This window comes from Prevotella sp. oral taxon 299 str. F0039, assembly GCF_000163055.2.
In the GTDB taxonomy this organism is placed as follows: domain Bacteria; phylum Bacteroidota; class Bacteroidia; order Bacteroidales; family Bacteroidaceae; genus Prevotella.
The window spans coordinates 1,322,788-1,343,458 of record NC_022111.1 but is presented as its reverse complement, the minus strand read 5'-3'; the positions used below and the strand labels follow the sequence as shown (position 1 = coordinate 1,343,458).

15 protein-coding genes are annotated in these 20,671 nt (G+C 37.4%); 7 read left to right on the top strand and 8 right to left on the bottom strand.

Going from position 1 to position 20,671, the window contains the following annotated elements; all coding sequences use genetic code 11:
- Positions 1 to 130: 130 nt before the first annotated feature.
- Complete coding sequence (locus HMPREF0669_RS08215; RefSeq protein WP_009227932.1) at positions 131 to 784, top strand: HAD family hydrolase; 654 nt, start codon at positions 131 to 133, stop codon at positions 782 to 784.
- A gap of 157 nt (positions 785 to 941) precedes the next feature.
- On the opposite strand, the gene HMPREF0669_RS08210 is transcribed toward HMPREF0669_RS08215, so the two are convergent.
- From HMPREF0669_RS08210 to HMPREF0669_RS08185, 6 genes are all read right to left on the bottom strand, one after another.
- Complete coding sequence (locus HMPREF0669_RS08210; protein ID WP_020967348.1) at positions 942 to 2,033, bottom strand: mannose-1-phosphate guanylyltransferase; 1,092 nt, start codon at positions 2,031 to 2,033, stop codon at positions 942 to 944.
- Between the two features lie 194 nt (positions 2,034 to 2,227).
- Positions 2,228 to 2,875 carry a DUF4294 domain-containing protein gene (locus tag HMPREF0669_RS08205; protein ID WP_020967347.1) on the bottom strand — a complete coding sequence of 216 codons (648 nt, stop codon included), beginning with the start codon at positions 2,873 to 2,875 and terminating at the stop codon, positions 2,228 to 2,230.
- A gap of 380 nt (positions 2,876 to 3,255) precedes the next feature.
- The gene (locus tag HMPREF0669_RS08200) at positions 3,256 to 4,224 is read right to left on the bottom strand and encodes a phosphatase PAP2 family protein (RefSeq protein ID WP_009227935.1); all 969 of its coding nucleotides are present in this window, start codon (positions 4,222 to 4,224) and stop codon (positions 3,256 to 3,258) included.
- Positions 4,225 to 4,239: 15 nt separating this feature from the next.
- Complete coding sequence (locus tag HMPREF0669_RS08195) at positions 4,240 to 5,235, bottom strand: NAD(P)-dependent oxidoreductase (protein WP_020967346.1); 996 nt, start codon at positions 5,233 to 5,235, stop codon at positions 4,240 to 4,242.
- A 303-nt stretch (positions 5,236 to 5,538) separates the two neighbouring features.
- The gene (locus HMPREF0669_RS08190) at positions 5,539 to 6,201 is read right to left on the bottom strand and encodes a hypothetical protein (RefSeq protein ID WP_044045675.1); all 663 of its coding nucleotides are present in this window, start codon (positions 6,199 to 6,201) and stop codon (positions 5,539 to 5,541) included.
- 530 nt (positions 6,202 to 6,731) lie between these two features.
- Entirely contained in the window at positions 6,732 to 7,061 is a 330-nt protein-coding gene (locus tag HMPREF0669_RS08185) for a cupin domain-containing protein (RefSeq protein WP_009227939.1), read from the bottom strand.
- Positions 7,062 to 7,200: 139 nt separating this feature from the next.
- On the opposite strand from HMPREF0669_RS08185, the gene HMPREF0669_RS08180 reads away from it, so the two are divergent.
- The 3 genes from HMPREF0669_RS08180 (at position 7,201) to HMPREF0669_RS08170 (ending at position 11,185) form a co-directional block, all read left to right on the top strand.
- Positions 7,201 to 7,866 carry a Crp/Fnr family transcriptional regulator gene (locus HMPREF0669_RS08180; RefSeq protein ID WP_084704729.1) on the top strand — a complete coding sequence of 222 codons (666 nt, stop codon included), beginning with the start codon at positions 7,201 to 7,203 and terminating at the stop codon, positions 7,864 to 7,866.
- Positions 7,867 to 7,874: 8 nt separating this feature from the next.
- Positions 7,875 to 9,488, top strand: a complete 1,614-nt coding sequence (locus HMPREF0669_RS08175; RefSeq protein ID WP_020967343.1) for a pseudouridine synthase — start codon at positions 7,875 to 7,877, stop codon at positions 9,486 to 9,488.
- Between the two features lie 149 nt (positions 9,489 to 9,637).
- Positions 9,638 to 11,185 (top strand): Gfo/Idh/MocA family protein, encoded by a 1,548-nt coding sequence (locus HMPREF0669_RS08170; protein WP_020967342.1) that lies wholly within the window; start codon positions 9,638 to 9,640, stop codon positions 11,183 to 11,185.
- Positions 11,186 to 11,664: 479 nt separating this feature from the next.
- Here HMPREF0669_RS08170 and pckA read toward each other — a convergent pair whose 3' ends face one another.
- Positions 11,665 to 13,278 carry a phosphoenolpyruvate carboxykinase (ATP) gene (gene pckA / locus HMPREF0669_RS08165; protein WP_009227943.1) on the bottom strand — a complete coding sequence of 538 codons (1,614 nt, stop codon included), beginning with the start codon at positions 13,276 to 13,278 and terminating at the stop codon, positions 11,665 to 11,667.
- Between the two features lie 597 nt (positions 13,279 to 13,875).
- On the opposite strand from pckA, the gene upp reads away from it, so the two are divergent.
- Together upp and HMPREF0669_RS08150 are read left to right on the top strand one after the other, a co-directional pair.
- Positions 13,876 to 14,535: a uracil phosphoribosyltransferase gene (upp, locus tag HMPREF0669_RS08155; protein ID WP_009227944.1), complete on the top strand. Its 660-nt coding sequence runs from the start codon at positions 13,876 to 13,878 to the stop codon at positions 14,533 to 14,535.
- Positions 14,536 to 14,802: 267 nt separating this feature from the next.
- Complete coding sequence (locus HMPREF0669_RS08150; protein ID WP_009227945.1) at positions 14,803 to 15,705, top strand: DsbA family protein; 903 nt, start codon at positions 14,803 to 14,805, stop codon at positions 15,703 to 15,705.
- A gap of 257 nt (positions 15,706 to 15,962) precedes the next feature.
- Here HMPREF0669_RS08150 and HMPREF0669_RS08145 read toward each other — a convergent pair whose 3' ends face one another.
- Complete coding sequence (locus HMPREF0669_RS08145) at positions 15,963 to 17,618, bottom strand: DUF6377 domain-containing protein (RefSeq protein WP_020967341.1); 1,656 nt, start codon at positions 17,616 to 17,618, stop codon at positions 15,963 to 15,965.
- A gap of 718 nt (positions 17,619 to 18,336) precedes the next feature.
- Here HMPREF0669_RS08145 and HMPREF0669_RS08140 point away from each other — a divergent pair.
- Positions 18,337 to 20,469, top strand: a complete 2,133-nt coding sequence (locus HMPREF0669_RS08140) for a glycoside hydrolase family 97 protein (RefSeq protein WP_009227947.1) — start codon at positions 18,337 to 18,339, stop codon at positions 20,467 to 20,469.
- Positions 20,470 to 20,671: the final 202 nt, after the last annotated feature.

Sequence of the window (20,671 nt, the reverse complement as noted above, 5' to 3'; positions counted from 1 at the left end):
TTATTACATTATTATATTTAAGAAACAATGAATTATTTGTACTTTTGTTGCCGTTTGAATACTTTATATTCGGGACTTAAAAAGAAACGTCTTTATCGAACAAGACGTGCCGTTCTAAACATAATGAAATATGATTAAAAATATAATTTTCGACTTTGATGGAACGATTGGCGATTCAACCGCCTTAATTGTGCAATGCCTTCAAGATACACTTTCAGAACTTAACTTGCATATTTGCACAGCACAAGAGTGTCGAAATACCATTGGGTTACCTTTGAAAGCTGCTTTTGTAGAGCTTGCAGGCAATGACGAAGCAATAATAGAGCAATGCATTACAACTTATGAAAAGGTGTTTAGACGTAACAATAAACCTGGTTCTGTTCCACCTTTCGAGCATGTTATAGACACCATTCATGAACTTTCACGTCGTGAAATACAAATGACTATCGCCACAAGTCGTCGTTCTTGGTCGGCAAGGGCTTTGCTCGAAGAAATGAAAATCGACTCTTTTATACCCTATATCATTGGTGCAGACGAGGTTTCAAACCACAAACCGCACCCCGAACCTGTTCTAAAAACATTAGAAGAACAGTATTTTAAGCCCGAAGAAACGATTGTGGTGGGTGACACTTGGTTTGATATTGAAATGGGGAAAAGGGCTGGTTTGCGCACAGTTGGCGTTACTTTTGGTAACGGAACGAAAGAAAGTTTAGAACAAGCAGGCGCAACTTGGATTATAAACGACTTTGCTTTGTTGCTCGATATCATTGAAAAAGAAGCATAACAAAAGAAGAACAGACTCCTAAAGGGTCTGTTCTTCTTTTCTATGTGTTTGTTAAATCTCCTCTGTTTTATAGCCTATTAAGGTGTATAAAGCAATTGTCTCTATGTTTTTCACATTTGTTTTTCATGCTAATAGCATGGTTTTGTTTGTGGTATTTCTAACAATATTCCTCACCTTTCTTCACTTGTACTTCTGTAACATACTTGCGAATGAGAGCCGAAGAGTCTTCTTTTTTACATATAAGGAGCACATTGTCTTGTTCAGCAACAATGTAATCATCGAGTCCATTGATCACTGCAAGCTTGCCTTTAGGTAGCTTTACAACACAATTAGAGCAGTTTTCCATCAGCACATCGCTATCAATTATCACATTGTCTGTGCTATTGTTGCTCTTTTCTTCATATATACTGTGCCATGTTCCCATATCTGCCCAACCATAATCGCACTTTAATAAATAGGTGTGTGATGCCCTTTCTAACATTGTTCTGTCGATAGGTATGTTGGGATATTCGTAATAATTGGTTTCAAGAAAAGCCCTTTCTTCTTCCAAAGTGGCGTTGGAATTCTCATCATCTAAAGTCTTTAGCACCATAGGAAGCAGTTGATAAGTGTTCTCGAGCAGTTGTTTTGCTCGTGCAAAGAACATACCTGTGTTCCAATAAAACTCGCCACTATCTACAAATAGCTGTGCAAATTCACGATTAGGTTTCTCTGTAAACGACTTAACGGTATAGATATCGTGATCTACATTGTCGCCTATTTGAATGTAACCATAGCCTGGTTCGGGTCGTGTAGGGCGCACTCCCATAGCCACAATAGCTTCTTTTTCCTTCTCCATAAACGCCAAAGCCTCGTGCACATTGACACTAAATGCGTCTTCATTGCGTATGTCTTGGTCGGAAGGAGTTACCAAAATGGTAGCTTTTTCGTCTAATTTTGTAATGCGATAAGCTGCCCAAGCCACAGCAGGAGCGGTGTCTTTGCGAATGGGTTCGTCTAATATTTGTTCGTCGGAGATGTGAGGTAATTGTTCTTTGACAATTGAAACATACTCTCGAAAAGTACTTATTATAATGCGATTTGCAGGTACTAAGCGAGCAAGTCGGTCGTATGTTTGTTGCAATTGCGTTCTTCCCACCCCAAAGAAGTCGATGAATTGCTTTGGATATTCATTCCTACTAGATGGCCATAAGCGTTTTCCTTTGCCTCCAGCAAGTATCACACAATATAAATGATCAATCAGTTCCATAGTAATACAAGGTTTTATTGGTGTGCAACTGCATCTCTTTTATTTCTTCAAAGATAAGAAAAAAATAGGGAATAGCATACTTTTTAGGCTCATAAAAAGTATAAAATACCTAATATTTGTGATACTTTTAATGTGAAGAAGATATGCTTTGACCTTTTGTTTTCGAGATGATTATACATTAAATAATATAAGGTTTATATTTGTCCTGCTTCTACTTGTCGTACAATTCTTTCGGTTAAGCGATCTACTCCGTTAGGTTCATACTTCTTTTTGAGGCTTGCTCCAAACATCCAAGCAAAGGTTTGATAAAACCCCGCACGCACTGGTCCGAGGAAAGCCTGTATCAATCCATAGGAAGAAGAGTTGCTTTCTCGATATATTAGTTTGATAAGTAGTTTACCTTGACTATACGAAAGCTTCTTCATTCGAGGTGTATATTCTCGTTTTATGCTCTCTTCTACCATCTTCATGTGGGCATCTTTCGCCTTTTTATTAGGCAAAGTTTCGAGATATTCGTATGTTTCTATGATTATTTTGTTTACCTCTTTGGCAATAGGTAACACCTTCTTAACATTCAACACTAGTCGATTATAGGCTTCACGTTGCTTTTCATCTTCAAAAATAGGTTGCGGATAAACGTAGACATTGCTCATTTGAACATACTGAATGCTATCTTTCCCATGCAAAACCTTACCTACTTTTATCATAGGCACAAACATAGTATTCTTTAAGTCGACATCTGCTGCGGAAGGAGTATTGTCTTCTTGATCTTCTATTTGTGCCGAAATGGTTGTTGTGAAGAAGATAGTTATTAATAAAAATAGAGCTCGAAGCATTGTCATAAACAATCCGTTATGTGGTTTTTATGCCCTTTTAATAGGGCGGTTACGTACGAACAAAGGAACAATATAAATATGATATAAGCAAGTTTTTAATACTCTTTTTTGATATTTTGATTCCATTTTGCATGTAAAAAAGCAGTATTGTGATCTTATTCTATGTCTTTTAGAATATCAATAGCTACTCAACAAAAATCATCTCGCCATGTTTCATTCTTAATAGCTATGCTATTATAGCTCAAAAGCATTGTTTTTAGGCCGTAAAAGCAATGTTATTGCATGGCAAAAGCACTTCTTTTTAGCTCATATAAGAAAGATATTGAAAACTAAAGAGATACAAAAAGCTCTCGAAAAGATCGAGAGCCTCATCATCTTTATCTTATTTATGCTTTATTTTTATGCCAAAACTGAGCACCAAAGAGAAAATAAAAAGCTATTGCAGTTATAAATCCTGCTATAGTATCAATAGCATAATGCGCCTGTATATATACCGTTGCCATGCACAAGAACACAAAAAATGGTATAAGAACCCAAAACAACCAACGCTTTTTTGCATTCCATGCCAATAACATACATAGTGTTGATATACCTACATGAGAGCTTGGAAATGCTGCAGTTGGGCGTTCTCCTGCCTCTTTTGCACTCTCTACAAGTTGATAAAAAATGCCATTGGGGTATCCAGGACTAGGGAAACAATCGGTATGTGTATTGAAATAGTGTCCAACGGCAGGGAAGATGCCTTTTGAAACACTATCCATTCCAATGGCTTTAAAGTAGAATGTAGGTCCAACAACAGGCAAAAAGTCGTATATTACATAGTAAACCATGAACGAAGCAATGATGACAAAGGCGCAACGTTGAAAGTTTTTATAATCGTAGAAGAAGTAAAATAGAACCAAAAGCACCATCATAGGATAGTAAGCTACATAGCCTAAATCCATTAATTCGCTGATGATGGGCGACGAAAAGACCTGAGAGAATGACACAGAAGGCTGAAAACCAAAGAGCTGTTGCTCCCATGTTGCAAACCAATGGTCGAGGTTTGGGAATATTCTATTGATCTCGTAAGTGTCGGGATACCACCAAGCTAAAAGCCCAAACTGCAACAATACTCTTGCAAGTTGTGTGAGTTTACAAGGCACAAGTCTGTAAACCAGCCATAAACCCATTGTCATTGCAACAATTCTAAGGCGCCCCCACATCATCGAGTCAGGGTTTTCTAATCGTGTGTAGGTAAATAATATCACTAAAGTGGTGAGCACTAAATAGGCTAACACAGCCCATTCTAAAGCCAAAAGACCTTTTCTTGGCTTTGCTTCTATCTTCAATAAGTCTATAATAAAATTCTTCATGCGTGTTGACACCTATTAAATCTCGCCTCGTTCTCTATACCATTGAATGGTGAGATGAACGCCTTTTTCTAGGTTAAACGATGGGTGATAACCCAATTCATCGACAGTTGGTTCGATATTACATCGCCAATTGCGTTGTTTTAATATGTTGTATTTGTCGTTGTTAAGTGCTGTTATTTTACCTGTTATGCGTGATATGTATTCTGAAACACATGTAACAACACGTAAAACCCATAGCGGAGCCACTATACGAAGGCACCAAGGCATACCTAATTCTTTACGAATGAGGTCGCTAAAGTGACGTGATGAATAAACACTACCATCAGAAATGAAGTATGTTCTACCGCTTTTTCCTCGGTCAAAGGCAAGGAAAACCACTTGAACAACGTCTTGAACATACACAAAAGTGAGGTCTTGTTGCTTATAACCCGCAGCAAAGTCGATATGATTCTTAATGCTCTTAGCCATCATGAAATAGTCTTTTTCACGTGGACCATACACTCCTGTGGGTCTAAGAATAATGTAAGGGAAATTGTTTCCTATTGAGTTGATATACTCTTCTGCGGCAAGTTTGCTTTCAGCATATGCCGTATTGGGGACAGGAACATCTGTTTCACAAATCTCTTTGTAGGGTTGTTGTTCGTGAACAGGACCATAAACGCTTAGCGAACTAATAAAAATAAAGCGTTTAAGGGGCATCTTCAATGCAATAAGAGCATTGACAAGGTTCTTTGTGCCTTCTGTATTTACTTTGAAAAAGTCGTCCTTATTGATACATTTTGTAGCTCCTGCAGCATGTATTACATAATCGAAAGTGGTGTTTGCAAGCTGTTTTTTGAGCGTTTCTTCATTCGAAAGGTCAAGTTCTATAAATCTTATTCTTTCGTCACTAAGGAACTCTTTGGAGCTACTTGGGCGTATTGCAGCCCACGTTTCCATACCACGACGCAGAGATTCTTCAACAATAAAGCTGCCAATAAAGCCGCTTGCGCCTGTGATTAATACTTTCATTCTTTGCTGATTGATTGTTATTTGCGGTTGCAAAGATAAAAAATAATCTTGATAGAAACAAAAAAGACACTTATTGTTGGAAGCTTATATATTTATGAAAAGAGGTTGAAACTTTGCCAATAAGTATTCTTTTCAGTTGAGAGCATAGCATCATAACGAGCTATTATCGTGTCCGATGGGCAACACAATAGCCTTTGTTGCTTGATAATGGATAACAAAAAAAAAATCAATTTGGTGCATGGTAAAATCGTTCATGCGCTCAATAGTTTCTTGATTATTAAGGAATTGCAGTTAGATAGGCATCTATTCCCCCGTTAAGAGGAAGGTTTCTTCGCCTTTGGTAGCCTCAAAGAAAGGTGCTTCTTCACGCAAAGAGATGTCGTCGTAGATAAATTCTGCCACAATCGTGTTATGTCCATCGGGCAAGATGAGTCCCATTTTGCCATCTTTTTGGGCAATAACAGGAATGATAGAGAGGTCGTCTGAGAAGATATAAGGAGTGCGCAAGAAATCGTAGAGCGGCTCGATTAGAATGTTACCCTTGTAGTCTTTCATTCCAAACTTGCCGTTCTCTTCGTATATTTCGTGGTATTGAACATACTTACTCTTTATTCTTTTTAAGTAGAAATCGAACTTTTCTTTGTTCGAAAGCAATTCTTGTAAGAAGCTAAAGGTGTCGCAATAGTTTGCCATAGCACGTGCAAGCACTACTTTAAGGTCAAGTCCACTGAGCACTTTTCTATTAAAGTCGATGTAATATGCAATGGCTTCTTCTTTCTGTTCGACAGTTAAAGCAGACAAATTGTCTTCAAACTTCAACATCATAGCTTTACTTCCGTGCATTGCTTTGATATATCTATGAATTTGACGAGCCATCTCATCGCAAACAAACTTATCGATTCTTTCTTGTTCAATGGGGTCGATGTATAGGTCGTTAAAGTTTTCTTGAGTAATTATCTTTGTCATATTACCTCCTTTTGGTTCAAAGGTAATGATAATAAATGACAAATCCAAAGCATTTATTGTTTTTTCTTTGCCCCACTACAGAGTATCATTCTTTTATTTATAGGTGTGCAACAACAGGGTGATGGCAGTGTCGTTGTGGCAGAGACGATGTGGGTTGAACAACTAAAAGCTATGCTATTATGGGGCAAAAGCATTGTTTTTGGGGTGTAAAAGGACTGCTTTTAGTGTGCAATGTCAATGCTTTTAGAAACGAGTGGCATGACAAGTGCATTGCAAGACGCAAAAGACAAGCAGACAAGGGAGAACAAATGTGGTTTTGATGGATAAGATATTGGATTTTGACAAATAAGGATTAGCGTTTTGATGAAACGGAGTTGGGGTTGATAAACCAAAGAGATGAACAACGGATGGCTAAGTTTTGGCGGTTGAAAGAGTGGTTGATAACAATAAAAGGGGTGCCCCTCTGCATTGAGAAAGGGCACCCTATGTTAGATTTATATATATTGTATGATGAAAAGTTTCAGGTTTTCTTATTTGCCTTTAATCATTATTAAGAGCATTTTGAAACGTTTATCGGCTCTCAATGCGTGTGGATGATTGGCTGGCATAATGATGGTTTCGCCTGCTGTTACAATTCTTTCAACTCCATCAATCTTAATAACTGCCTCGCCATCGAGCACTTGTACGGTTGCATCGAATGGTGCAGAATGTTCTGAAAGTGCTTGTCCTGCATCGAAAGCAAAGAGAGTTAGGCTACCTGCATCGTTGTGCAAGAACTCTTTACTAACAATTCCACCTTCAGAATAGTCGATCATTTCTTGTGGAATAAATTGTGTTCCTTTTTCTATTTTCTTTTCCATTTGAATGTAATTTTATTGGGTTAATCTTTTAATTAAATATGTATAGTAACCGACAAACACCGTGCCACAAATAATTGTTGATAACAAATGTTACCGTGTTTGCACCAAAACAGATTTTTATTTATATTTGCAAGTAATTATGGAGAAGAAAGTTTTGAAGGCTCTTTGCAAGTGCGTGCTCTTCAATGGCATAAGTGCTGAGGAGATAACAGCATTGATGGAGCCTATTGGATATAAGCTTGTAGAATATAGTAAACGTGACATTTACTTATTAGCAGGCATGCCTTGCAAGTATGCAGACATTATTATCGAAGGCGAATTGGTTGCCCGCATGGTTAGTTTGTCGGGTAAATCGGTAGAAGTTAGTCGTCTTTATTCTGGCGATATCATTTCTCCTGCCTTCATTTTTGCCAATGATAAGAGTATGCCTGTTAGTGTTGAGACCGATAGTGCAACGCTTATTTTTAGAATGCAGCCCTCTACTTTAAAATATTTGATAGACAACTACGAGGTGATAAGAATGAACTTTATTCGCTCTTTGTCGAATATTGATGTGTTCTTAACTAAAAAAATGCGCCTTTTGAGTTTACTTACCGTTCGTGAAAAGGTGTCGTATTTCATCTTAGAAGCCGCTGGGAAACAGCAATCAGACACTATTCGCCTTGATAAATCACGTCAAGAGATTGCCGAGAGCTTTGGAATTCAAAAGTTCTCACTACTTCGTTGTTTATCAGAATTGGTAGATTCGGGTGCTATTAAAGTCGAAGGTAAAACGATAACCATACTCGATCGCTCTAAAATGTAGTGTTTTCTATGTGCTTTCACTCACTAAACACTAACGAAGAGTGGCCCACTCTTCTCAATAACCCATTCGATTATCTTCCACACACTTTATGTATTAGGGCTGCAGAGCTGGTTCGTGAGGATATAAAACAACATCAGTCGTGGCACGAAGAGGTGCAAAAAGGCAAGATGTTTGGGGTTTTGTTGGTAGAAAAAGCGGATGGGGATCGGGGCTATTTGACTGCTTTTTCGGGTCAAATAGGCGGTTCGGGCAATTGGGAAGGATATGTTCCGTTGGTGTATAACTATTTAGAAGAAGGGCAATATTTTAAGGTTCACGAAGCAGAAATTAGCGAGATGAATCGCAAAATTGATGCGCTTGAATCGTCGAACGATTATCTTTCTCTTCTCAACTCACGTTCTTCTATTGAGAAAGAGGCTGAAAAAGCCATTTCAAACCATTGCAAGCAGATGGAAACGGCAAAGGCTTTGCGAGACGATTTGCGCCAAACCAACCTCGATTCGACAGCTCTTGAACGACTATTGAATGAAAGTCGTTTTATGAAGGCAGAGCTAAAACGATTGAAAAAGCATTATAAAGAGCGTTTAGAAGGGGTGGCCTGCCAGATAAAGACTGTTGAAAGCGAGATAGAAGCAATGAAAGTGCAGCGCAAAAACATGTCGGACGCCTTGCAAACATGGCTCTTTGAACACTTTGAAATGCTGAACTGCAAAGGAGAAAAACGTAATTTGATTGCTATTTTCAATGACTTGGAACAAAAAATGCCCCCTTCTGGGTCGGGAGAATGTTGTGCTCCAAAGCTATTTCAATATGCCTTTCAACACAAAATGCGCCCTTTAGCTATTGCAGAGTTTTGGGTTGGCGACTCACCTCGACAGATGATTCGACACGATGGCTATTTTTATCCTGCTTGTAAACACAAGTGTGAGCCGATATTGAGCTATATGTTAGAGGGCGTTTCGATGCTAGATGGAGTACGAAAGCCAGACGCTGAACTGACTCTTGCAACGCTATTTGAAGACGAAAGTATTAGAGTGGTGGTGAAACCCTGTGGAATGCCGAGCGTTGAAGGACACCATTCGTTGGTGTCGGTAGAGCAATTGATGCGCAATGAATATCCTACAGCCGATAGTCCGTTGATTGTTCATCGCTTAGATATGGACACTTCTGGTATTATGATTATTGCTAAAACAAAGCAAGCCCATAAGTGTTTGCAAGAACAATTTGCCTTGCACCAAGTGAAAAAGCGTTATATTGCAGTGCTAGAGGGCGTTTTTAAGCATCAACCAACATGCGGTTGCATTGAATTGCCTTTGCTTCCGAACGTGAACGAGCGTCCCTTGCAGATGGTAGACGATGTGTATGGCAAGGAAGCAACGACCTATTATCGTGTAATTGGGGTGGAAAATCAGCGCACAAGGGTGGCTCTTTATCCTCAAACAGGGCGCACGCATCAGCTAAGAGTGCACTGCTCGCATGGTGAAGGACTGGCTCTTCCTATCGTGGGAGATTGTCTTTATGGCAAACCCGACTCTCGTTTGCATCTTCATGCCGCTGCTATTGCGTTGAAACATCCTGTAAATGGCAAGAGAATGGTATTCAAATCGTCTCCTGCTTTCTAACGATATCATGACAAAGAGGATTGTTATTATTAACTATCATATAATAATATGTATAATAAATGTAGTGTTATGTCAGAACTTTTTCATAATTTTACACCATTAAACCTAGAATAATTACATAAATAACTAAAAAAAATAAGACTAAAGACATGACAAAAAACAAAGTGTTACTGGCTCTTTTGGCAGTAGTTTTTTTAGCTCTTCCACAGTCGTTGTGTGCCCAATTTAATTGGAAATACACAGTAGAGAAGGGTAAAATCGTTACAGAAGTTCCTCTACGAGCACCAGGTCAGACCACAGCTCTTCAGTTAACAACACCTAAAATGCCTGTTGTTAGAGTGGGATTTGTGGGTCTTGGAATGAGAGGACCAAGCGCAGTTGAACGTTGGATGCACATTCCTGGAATTGAAGTTGTGGCTCTTTGCGACTATGAAGCAAAGAGAGCAGAGGCTTGTCAAAAGATATTGAGAGACAATTCGATGCCTGCTGCTGCTATATATAGCGGTGAAGAGGGTTACAAAGAATTGTGCAAGCGCAAGGATATTGACTTGGTTTATATTGCAACAGACTGGGATCACCACTTCCTTGTAGCTAAATGCGCTATGGAAAACGGCAAACATGCTGCTATTGAGGTGCCTTCTGCAATCAATCTTAGAGAGATTTGGACACTTATCGACTTATCTGAAAAGACACGTTTACACTGTGTTATGCTTGAGAATTGTTGCTACGACTTCTTCGAGCTCAATTCTTTGAACATGGCTCAAAAGGGTGTTTTCGGTGATGTTATTTACGCTCAAGGAGCTTATAAACACGAACTTTCTTCTTTCTGGAAATACTATTGGAAGAAGAATGCACAAGACAAACTTGGCTGGAGATTAGAATATAACAAGGATTATCGTGGCGACTTATATGCAACTCATGGTCTTGGTCCTATCGCACAGGTGTTAAATATTCACCGTGGAGACCGCATGAGAACCTTAGTTGCTATGGATACAAAATCGTTTAATGGTAAGAAATTGGTTGAAAAATATACTGGTGAGCCTTGCGAAAAGTTTGAAAATGGCGACCAAACAATGACGCTTATTCGCACAGAACAAGGTAAGGTGATTGAAATTCATCACAACGTAATGACTCCACAACCATATAATAGAATGTATCAGTTGACTGGTACTGAAGGCTTTGCTAACAAATATCCTGTTGAAGGCTTTGCTGTTTCTGCTAAAAAGATGGAAGCTGGTGGCGTGAAACCTTCTGCTGACAACCTAAGCGGCCATTCTTATTTGTCTGAAAAAGATAAGAAAGCATTGGAAGAAAAATACCTTAGTCCGATAATTAAGCGTTATGGCGAGGAAGCTAAAGAGGTTGGAGGTCATGGTGGTATGGACTTTATCATGGACTCTCGTCTTGTTTACTGCCTACAAAATGGTCTTCCTATGGACATCGACGTATATGATTTGGCAGAATGGTGCTGTCTTGGTGAGCTAGGTGCTATCTCTATGAATAATGATTTCATGCCTGTTGAAGTGCCAGACTTTACTCGTGGCGACTGGAATAAGGTGAAAGGATTTACTCATGCTTATGCTTCTCCTGCTGATGAGGCTGCTACTTTAGCTCAAGCTAAGGCTTTCACTGCTAAATTGAAGGAGAAAGGAAAACGCTATTGGGACGCTTTCGATAAGAAAAATAAGAAGAAGTAGTTTTTCATAATATATATATTCATTAGTTTTTTGGTGAAAGGTTGTTGCTATACACCGCAAAGGTAGAAGCAACAGCCTTTCTTTTTTTATGTATTGGATAGTACGGGAGAATTAAGAATAGGAGTAGATGAAGATCGATCAAGGAATGGTTATCTCTCTTGTAAATACCTATTACATTTTACATCTGTCTAAATATAAATCTGTTTTATTCTGAAGAGGGATTTATCTCTTTACTAAAGACTTTCATGGGCGATATCTTTCGAAGCTTTAATTCGCTTTAGATTAAAGAAAAGGATTGTTTTAAGCGAGACGAAAGTGAAGATCTTTTTTGTAAAAGGGATATCGACAACATGAATGTCAATGCCTTTTTGAAAAGTGATTTCGCTTTGATTGGGGTATAAAAGAAAAGGAGTTTGCCGTTTAAAGCAAACTCCTTTTTATTGTTTAACTAGATGTCTTGAAGCATCTAACGTTGTTTCTTACAACTGAGGACCAGCTGCTACAAGAGCTTTACCAGCTTCGTTGCCTTCATATTTCTTGAAGTTCTTGATGAAACGAGCTGCTAGGTCTTCTGCTTTCTTAGTCCATTCTGCTGCATCAGCATATGTATCACGAGGATCAAGGATTTCTGTTGCAACACCTTCTAGTTGAGTTGGGATCTCGAAGTCGAAGATAGGAAGCTTCTTAGTTGGTGCAGAGTTGATGTCACCGCTAAGGATTCCGTCGATGATACCACGTGTATCCTTAATAGAAATACGCTTACCTGTACCGTTCCAACCTGTGTTTACCAAGTATGCCTTAGCACCATTCTTCTCCATTTTCTTAACTAGTTCTTCAGCATATTTTGTTGGATGCAATTCAAGGAATGCTTGTCCGAAACATGCAGAGAATGTTGGTGTTGGTTCAGTGATACCTCTTTCTGTACCAGCTAGCTTAGCTGTGAAACCTGAAAGGAAGTAATATTTAGTTTGTTCTGGTGTTAAGATTGATACTGGAGGAAGCACTCCGAATGCATCAGCACTTAAGAAAATAACTTGTTTAGCTGCAGGACCTGCAGAAACTGGCTTAACAATGTTATCAATATGATTGATAGGATAAGATACACGAGTATTTTCTGTTGTGCTCTTATCTGTGAAATCGATCTTACCATTAGCGTCAACTGTAACGTTTTCTAACAATGCATCACGACGGATTGCACGGTAGATGTCTGGCTCAGACTCTTTATCAAGATTGATAACCTTAGCATAGCAACCACCTTCGAAGTTGAATACACCATTGTCATCCCATCCATGTTCGTCGTCACCGATAAGCAAACGCTTAGGATCTGTTGAAAGAGTTGTCTTACCAGTACCTGATAATCCGAAGAAGATAGCTGTGTTTTTGCCTTCCATGTCAGTGTTAGCAGAGCAGTGCATTGATGCAATACCCTTCAAAGGAAGGAAGTAGTTCATCATAGAGAACATACCTTTCTTCATTTCACCACCATACCATGTGTTCAAAATGATTTGTTCTCTTGTTGTAACATTGAATACAACAGCTGTTTCTGAGTTAAGACCTAGTTCTTTATAGTTTTCAACTTTAGCCTTAGAAGCGTTGTAAACGATAAAGTCTGGTTCTTGATCTAATTCTTCTTGACATGTTGGTTTGATGAACATATTTGTTACAAAGTGAGCTTGCCAAGCAACTTCCACGATGAAACGAATCTTCATTCTTGTGTCTTTATTAGCTCCACAGAAACCATCAACAACGAATAAACGCTTGTTAGAAAGTTCTTTCTTAGCTAAATCATTAACAACATTCCATGCTTCTTGTGTTGCAGGATGGTTGTCATTTGGATATTCTGGAGTTGTCCACCATACAGTATCGTGTGATGTTGCATCATCTACAATAAACTTATCTTTAGGAGAACGACCTGTGTAAACACCAGTTTTAACGTTCACAGCACCAAGTTCTGTCTCTTGACCTCTTTCAAATCCTACTAAACTTTCTTTTGTTTCTTCTTCAAACAACACTTCATATGAAGGGTTGTAAACAACTTCTGTTGTACCTGTAATACCGTACTTTTCAAGTACTGATTTGTCAAACTTTGCCATTGTTATAATGTATTTGTTTTTAAATAAAATGTTTTTTCTTTATTATTAATCTGCTACAAAGTTAGTTATTTTACCTAAATGACCAAAAATAGAGAGTATAAAATTACCTTTCTCGAGCATTTTTATTGGTTAAAGAAAATAAAAACAAGTCTCTTTATACCCTTTTGTAAATTGTACTTGTCAATTTAATATTTAATGATTCTATATTATCTTTACTCGATATCACTTTCCCTACCCTTCAATACCTTTATTATATGCCCCCTCTCAATTAGTAAATCACACCAAAAAGATTGGCATTCCACTTTCGCACAATAGACATGAGAATGAAATAAAAACAAATAACAAATTGTTCTTCTCTTTTGTTTATTCTTTGCGTTTTATTATTGATGTTCAATTTATTTTTCTTATTTTTGCATCCAATTAGGTCTTTTGTAACAAAAGGGATTCTTCTCTTTATAAAAGAACCGATTTTTTTTAGGAATCGGGAGAAAAAATATGCATTATTATCGTGCAATTATGAAGTAAGAATATCAACCTTTATGAAACAAAGGAAACCCTATTTACATGTAGAGAAAGATATTTTAAACACCAACAAACATGAAGATAGTTAACTTAAGTGAGCAAAATTCAATCATCAACCAATACATGGCAGAGATGAGAGATGTGGATTATCAAAAGAATCGTTTCCTTTTTAGAAACAACATTCAACGCATTGGCGAGTTCGAAGCTTTTGAAATTTCAAAAACTTTAGATTACGAACCAACCAAAGTAACCACTCCTCTTGGCGAAGCTACAGTGAATTTGCTCACCGACAAGGTTGTCCTTGCAACTATATTTCGTGCTGGTTTACCTTTTCATAATGGCTTTTTAAATGTTTTTGATCATGCAGGAAACGCCTTTGTAAGCGCATATCGTGAATATACCGACGCAGAACATCACAACGTTGGCATTCATGTTGAGTACTTGGCTACACCTGATATTGATGGAAAAACATTGATTATTGCCGATCCTATGCTTGCAACAGGTGGTTCAATGGAGATGGGTTACAAAGCAATTTTAACCAAAGGAACTCCTAAATGCGTGCATGTTGCATGTGTAATTGCATGTCCTGAGGGCATCGAACACATCAGAAAGACTTTCCCAGATGCTGAAACTACTGTGTGGTGTGCAGCTATTGACGAAAAACTTAACGAGCATAAGTATATCGTTCCTGGCTTTGGTGACGCTGGAGACCTATGCTATGGCGGTAAGCTATAATCGTTTTTAGGTAAAAACAGACGAAAAGTTATTGTGTTGTAGCTTTGTTTTAAGGGCTACAACATACACTTGTTTTTTATATGTTTGAGGTACATTATCCTTTTATTTTGGCCATAAAAACTACCTACGAGAATGTCACTTCAAACCAAGATATATAAACAAGCAGGGCATTTATTTCTTTATTTTGGCATGGTGTTTGGCAATTTAATGATATAAAACAGATTGATTATAAACGAACTACAAGTTAACTAGAAAATAAATAATAATATGTCGAAAGTAAAGATTACCATATTCACCGACCCATTGTGCCCTTGGTGCTGGGGCGAAGAACCTTTTTTACGTAAGTTAGAAACCCATTTCCCACAGCAAATCGAATTCGAGAGCATTATGGGAGGACTGGTTGAAGATTTAAATAAAGAACGTCCCGAATCGCAATCGATTAGCGATTACTATGCAAACTTTAATAAAGAGGTGGTAGAACACACCGTAGAATCGGAGAAGAAGCACCACATGCCCGTGGATATGAATGGAGTTGAGATCTATTCAGAACAGAAAGCGTCTTCTTTCCTTTCAAATATAGCCTACAAAGCAGCGCAACTTGCCGCTCCACATCTTGCCGATTTATTCCTCTATAACTTGCGTGCTGCAGCCTTTGCAGAACGTAGAGACATCTTAGACGAAGGCGAATTAATGAATATTGCCGACGAAACAGGAATAGACATTGCAGCCTTTTTAGAACACATGAACGATGAATCGGCTCAAAAGAAGTTTGAAGAAGACTTCCAACTAACCGCTTCGAGCGATATAGAATATTTCCCAACTTTCTTCTTTGAATATGAAGGTAAGACCATGAAGTTGAAGAGTTATCGCACATACGAAGAGCTTTCTGCTGTTGTTAAGGCGATTTCTAAAGGCAGTCTTACTCCTGTTGAAGTACAATTTACACCCGAGTCGCTCCTTGCCTTTATGCAAGAGCACCCCAAGATGGCAGCAGAAGAAATTCGTTTAGCATTTAACCTAGCAACTATTGCAGATGTAGAAAAAGCCATTGAGCCACTTATCGAGTCTGGATTGTTGCAAAAGAAAACCGCAGGAACAAGCTTTTTTGTTGTTAAACCATCAAAAACAATGTCGTGCGACCTCACTACTGGCGTTTGCACTTTAGGCTAATTCATACAAGAAGAATAGCCATTACCACCGCAAACCCTTATAAAATTCAATAAAAAATATTCTCTACGAGTTGCAAGTCAGTTAGGAACTCGTATAATTGCAGTCCTATTGTATGTCAAAAGCATTACAATAGGACTGCAACATCAATGCTTTTACACTGCAAAAACACACTTATTACACCCTAAAAGCATTCCTTTTAGAACAATATAACACACCTACAACAAAAAAAGTTTATAAGACTAATCAAATAAGAGTCATTATTTCAGCTCAGAACCTTTACGCAAAGTTATACAAAGTCGTCGTACATCATCTTCAAACGTTTCAGGATTAAGTGCTAATTTTTTCAACTCAGAACGATAATTATAAATGGTTTGAGGAGAATAAAATAACAAAGTTGCAATCTCAGAACTTTCTTTTATGCCTAAACGAATGAGCGCAAAAATACGTAATTTGGTACTCATCGTACCTCCATCTTCTAAAGAAAGCCTTCCCGAAGGCTGAAGAAGAGCCGACAATTCGTCTACAAAAGAAGGATATAAAGCAAAAAAGGCTTTATCAAAACGTGCCATAAACACAGCCGAATCTTCTTCAGACATTCGAGAAGAAGAAACCTTTGTAAGAAGCTCATTCACCCTATTTGCCATAATTTTACGCTTTACCATACTTTGATATTTTGCCAATTTATCAATGTATTTGGCGCATAACTCAATATATAACTTAGCTAATTCCTCACGTTTATTATTGGTTTGCAACAAATGTCCATTTAATTCCTGCAATAACTCATTACTCACAGAAAGTTCTTTCTTGTTTATTCTGAGCAATTTATTTTGACGAATGATTAAAACAAGCGAAATAATCAGACCTATAGAAAGTAGGGTTATAATCGCAATAATCATAAGTCGGTTTGTATTTTGCTGATTTATCACCTCCTTATAAGTAGAGGTAATGATGGGAAGTTTACTCGAGATCTCGAAAGTTCTCAATCTATTGTTATAAAAACGAGCATCTTCCATAGATATACTGATATATCTATCAGCCCTTTCAATATTCTTTGGATTATCATCCAGCAAGTGTACCGCAAGATCTTGCAGTGCAATATTATCCTTAGTAGGTCGCACAATGTCACTAATCGCTGCCTTAATGAGATATTCTTCATACACCATTTCATTCTCAGTGTTACAATAAGCTACCATAAAAGCAGCCGAAGCATAAAGTCGATCCGATGGAGTAGAACGCCTAAGAGCCTCTAAATAACACTTTTCCGCACGCTCCATATCCCGTTCTTTATAGTGAGCATACTCACCTAATATATAATAATACGTGGCAGTTCCTCTCTGAACCACTGCAAGTGCATCTTCTATATACTTTATTTTCAGTGCCTCATATTGTGGAGCATAATCACTATCTGCACAATATTCACCCCATAAAGCATACACTCGATATAACGTAAAATAATATTCAAAGCGTAATTGCGGTGCCAACGCCTCAACATTGATATCAGAAATACTACTAATTGCCTCATAATAAAAACCTCTTGTTCCTAAAAGAAGTGCCTTATGCAATTGATTAAGTGTGATATAATGTTTGTTATTGATAGCAAGTGCCAGTTGCAAGCCCTTGTTTACATAGTTCATTGCAGAGTCATAAACAAACGAGTTATAGTTTTCATAAATCTCATTATATAGTTTCAATCGCCTTTCCTCATCATGAGTATTCTTTACCGAAGCCTTTAACAACTCCAACTGACGCTCTTTTAGCTCCACATAATATTGCCGCTGCTTAATAAAACCATCAAGTACCGTTAAATTTGTTTTGTTTTTCGATTCTAAAGGTAAAACAAACACAAACAACAACATCATTACAACACCAACAATTGATTCGTTTTTATTGTTGAAAAGAAAATATTTTAGCATATAGCAAACTCCTTTTTATGATATAAATAGAGATTTCAAACATTCAAAATACAAAGTTAATAATTCTTTTAAAATAAAACATTCTACTTTTAATAAATTAAACTAATCTTATAAACTACTATATATTAAGTATTTATAGAATAATAAGAATATAATAAATCTACTTTATTTATACTTAAGTACATTTTCAACACATTTATATTTTATATTTGCATTACATAAAACCAACAACTTTCAATACCGCATATAAAATGCAAATACAAAACTAAAGCAATAGAATAAACCCTATAATCATTAGGGCAGATAGGTTGAAAGAATGTTTTCTACCCAACACACAATAAGCTTTAGTAATAATAAAAGAAGGAAATGTTAATTTATTGATTATGATTAGGTGAAGAGAGACCTACTCTTTATATCTTGAGCAGGTCTTCTCTAAACACCCAAAATAACAATACAAACGATATACTTCTTATTCTTTCTTAGAAGTTTACAGCTCATTTTGAATGATGTCTACATAACATATTCAGTACAATTAAACCTCTGCTAAAAGAACAAAAGATGTATTCCATATTTCGAAATATACAAAAGTCGTAACTAAATCGTAAAATATAAACCCAAAACAGAGTTTGAAAAGATACTTATAATTTGTTCAAAGAAAACAATCTTACAAACAAGTTAAACGAGTTTCTACTTCAACTCATAACTAAACAATGCACTTATGAAAATAGTTTCTTTATGCTTGTGTGCACTAATGATGCCTTTATTACTTCTCGCACAGCAAGTAAAGTCGCCCAATGGCAATGTAGTGGTTTCGTTTTCATTAACAGACAATGGCGTTCCCACTTATCAAGTATCTTATAAAGGTAAAGCAGTTATAAAACCATCTCATTTAGGATTGGAATTAACTCCCTCAAAACACGATGGCATAAAAGCAGAAGATACCAACTTAATGAATGGTTTCAAAGTCACAAAAACCGAAACTTCAACCTTCAAAGAAACATGGAAACCAGTGTGGGGAGAAACAAATAGCATCTTAAATCACTATAACGAGATGGCTGTTTCACTAACACAAGAACACCCCAACCGCACCATGATTGTTCGTTTCCGTGTGTATAACGATGGTATGGGCTTGCGTTATGAATTCCCACGTCAAAACAATTTGAGCTATTTCATTATAAAAGACGAACACACTCAATTTGCAATGGCAGGAGATCATACTGCTTGGTGGATTCCAGGAGACTATGATACACAAGAATATGAAACGATAACTTCAAAGTTATCCGACATCCGTTCAAAGATGAAAGAAGCAATAACAGATAACGCTTCGCAAACAACTTTCTCACCAACTGGTGTCCAAACATCTCTACAAATGAAGAGTTCAGATGGTTTATACATCAATCTTCACGAAGCTGCATGCGTAGATTATCCAACAATGCACCTTAATTTAGATGACAAAAATATGGTGTTTGAGTCGTGGTTAACACCAGATCCAACAGGAAACAAGGCATATATGCAAGCCCCACGCACCACTCCTTGGCGTACACTTATCGTTAGTGATGATGCAAGAGATATGCTTTCATCTAATCTAATCCTTAATCTTAATGAGCCATGTAAGCTCGAAGACACTTCATGGATAAAGCCCGTGAAATATTGTGGCGTATGGTGGGAGATGATAGTAGGCAAGAAAAGCTGGAGTTATACAGACGAATTCCCTGCTGTTGAACTTGGAGTTACAGATTTTGCTAAAGCTAAACCAAACGGAAGACATGCGGCAACAAATGCTGAAGTGAAACGTTATATTGACTTTGCAGCAAAGAATGGACTCGATCAAGTATTGGTTGAAGGCTGGAATATCGGCTGGGAAGACTGGTTTGGACACTCTAAATTCAAGGTATTTGATTTCCAAACTCCTTATCCAGACTTTGACATAAAGGAACTAAACGAATACGCACACTCTAAAGGAATTAAGCTTATAATGCACCATGAAACATCTTCTTCTATGATAAATTATGAGCGTTATATGGAAGATGCTTATAAATTGATGAATAAATATGGATATAATGCGGTTAAAAGTGGTTATGTAGGCGATATCATTCCACGTGGAGAACACCACTATGGACAAGTTATGAATAACCATTATTTATATGCTGTTACCGAAGCTGCTAAGCATAAGATTATGGTTAACGCTCACGAAGCAACACGACCAACAGGACTTTGCCGTACATATCCTAACCTTATAGGTAACGAAAGTGCACGAGGTACTGAATATGAAGCATTCGGTGGAAGCAATCCCGACCACACTGTTATATTGCCATTCACACGTCTTCAAGGTGGACCAATGGACTATACACCTGGTATTTTTGAAACTAAATTGAAAGATTGGAGCGACAATAACTCTTACGTTCACTCTACATTAGCAGGTCAATTAGCTCTTTATCTTGTTATGTATAGCCCACTTCAAATGGCTGCAGACCTTCCCGAACACTACGAAAAATATAGCGACGCTTTCCAATTCATTAGAGATGTTGCTGTAGATTGGGACGATTCTAAATATATTGAAGCTGAACCAGGCGACTATATCACTGTTGCTCGTAAAGCAAAAGGCACAAACAACTGGTTTATTGGCGGTAAATGTGACGAAAATGGACATAAGGCTGTTATTAAACTTGATTTCTTAGACAAAGGAAAAACATACGAATGCACCATATATAGCGATGCTCCTAATGCTGATTACGACAAAAATCCAAAGGCATATACCATCACTCGCAAACATGTAAAATACGGAGATGTATTGAAAATCAATGAAGCTCCAGGTGGAGGATTTGGTGTTTCGCTCTTCCCTAAAAAATAAAATATGTTGTAAAAGAGTTCTCTCTTATTTCTATAAACTAAGAGAGAACTCTTTTTACTATCCATAATAATCACACTATTTGAACTTAGTTCATAGTTCTATTTCATATAATTGCCTTTAATCTGTCTACAAACAAACTATAAAGATCAAAAAAAGAAGATTGATTTTAGGAAGAATAATAAATTTTATCCTGTGGTTTTAA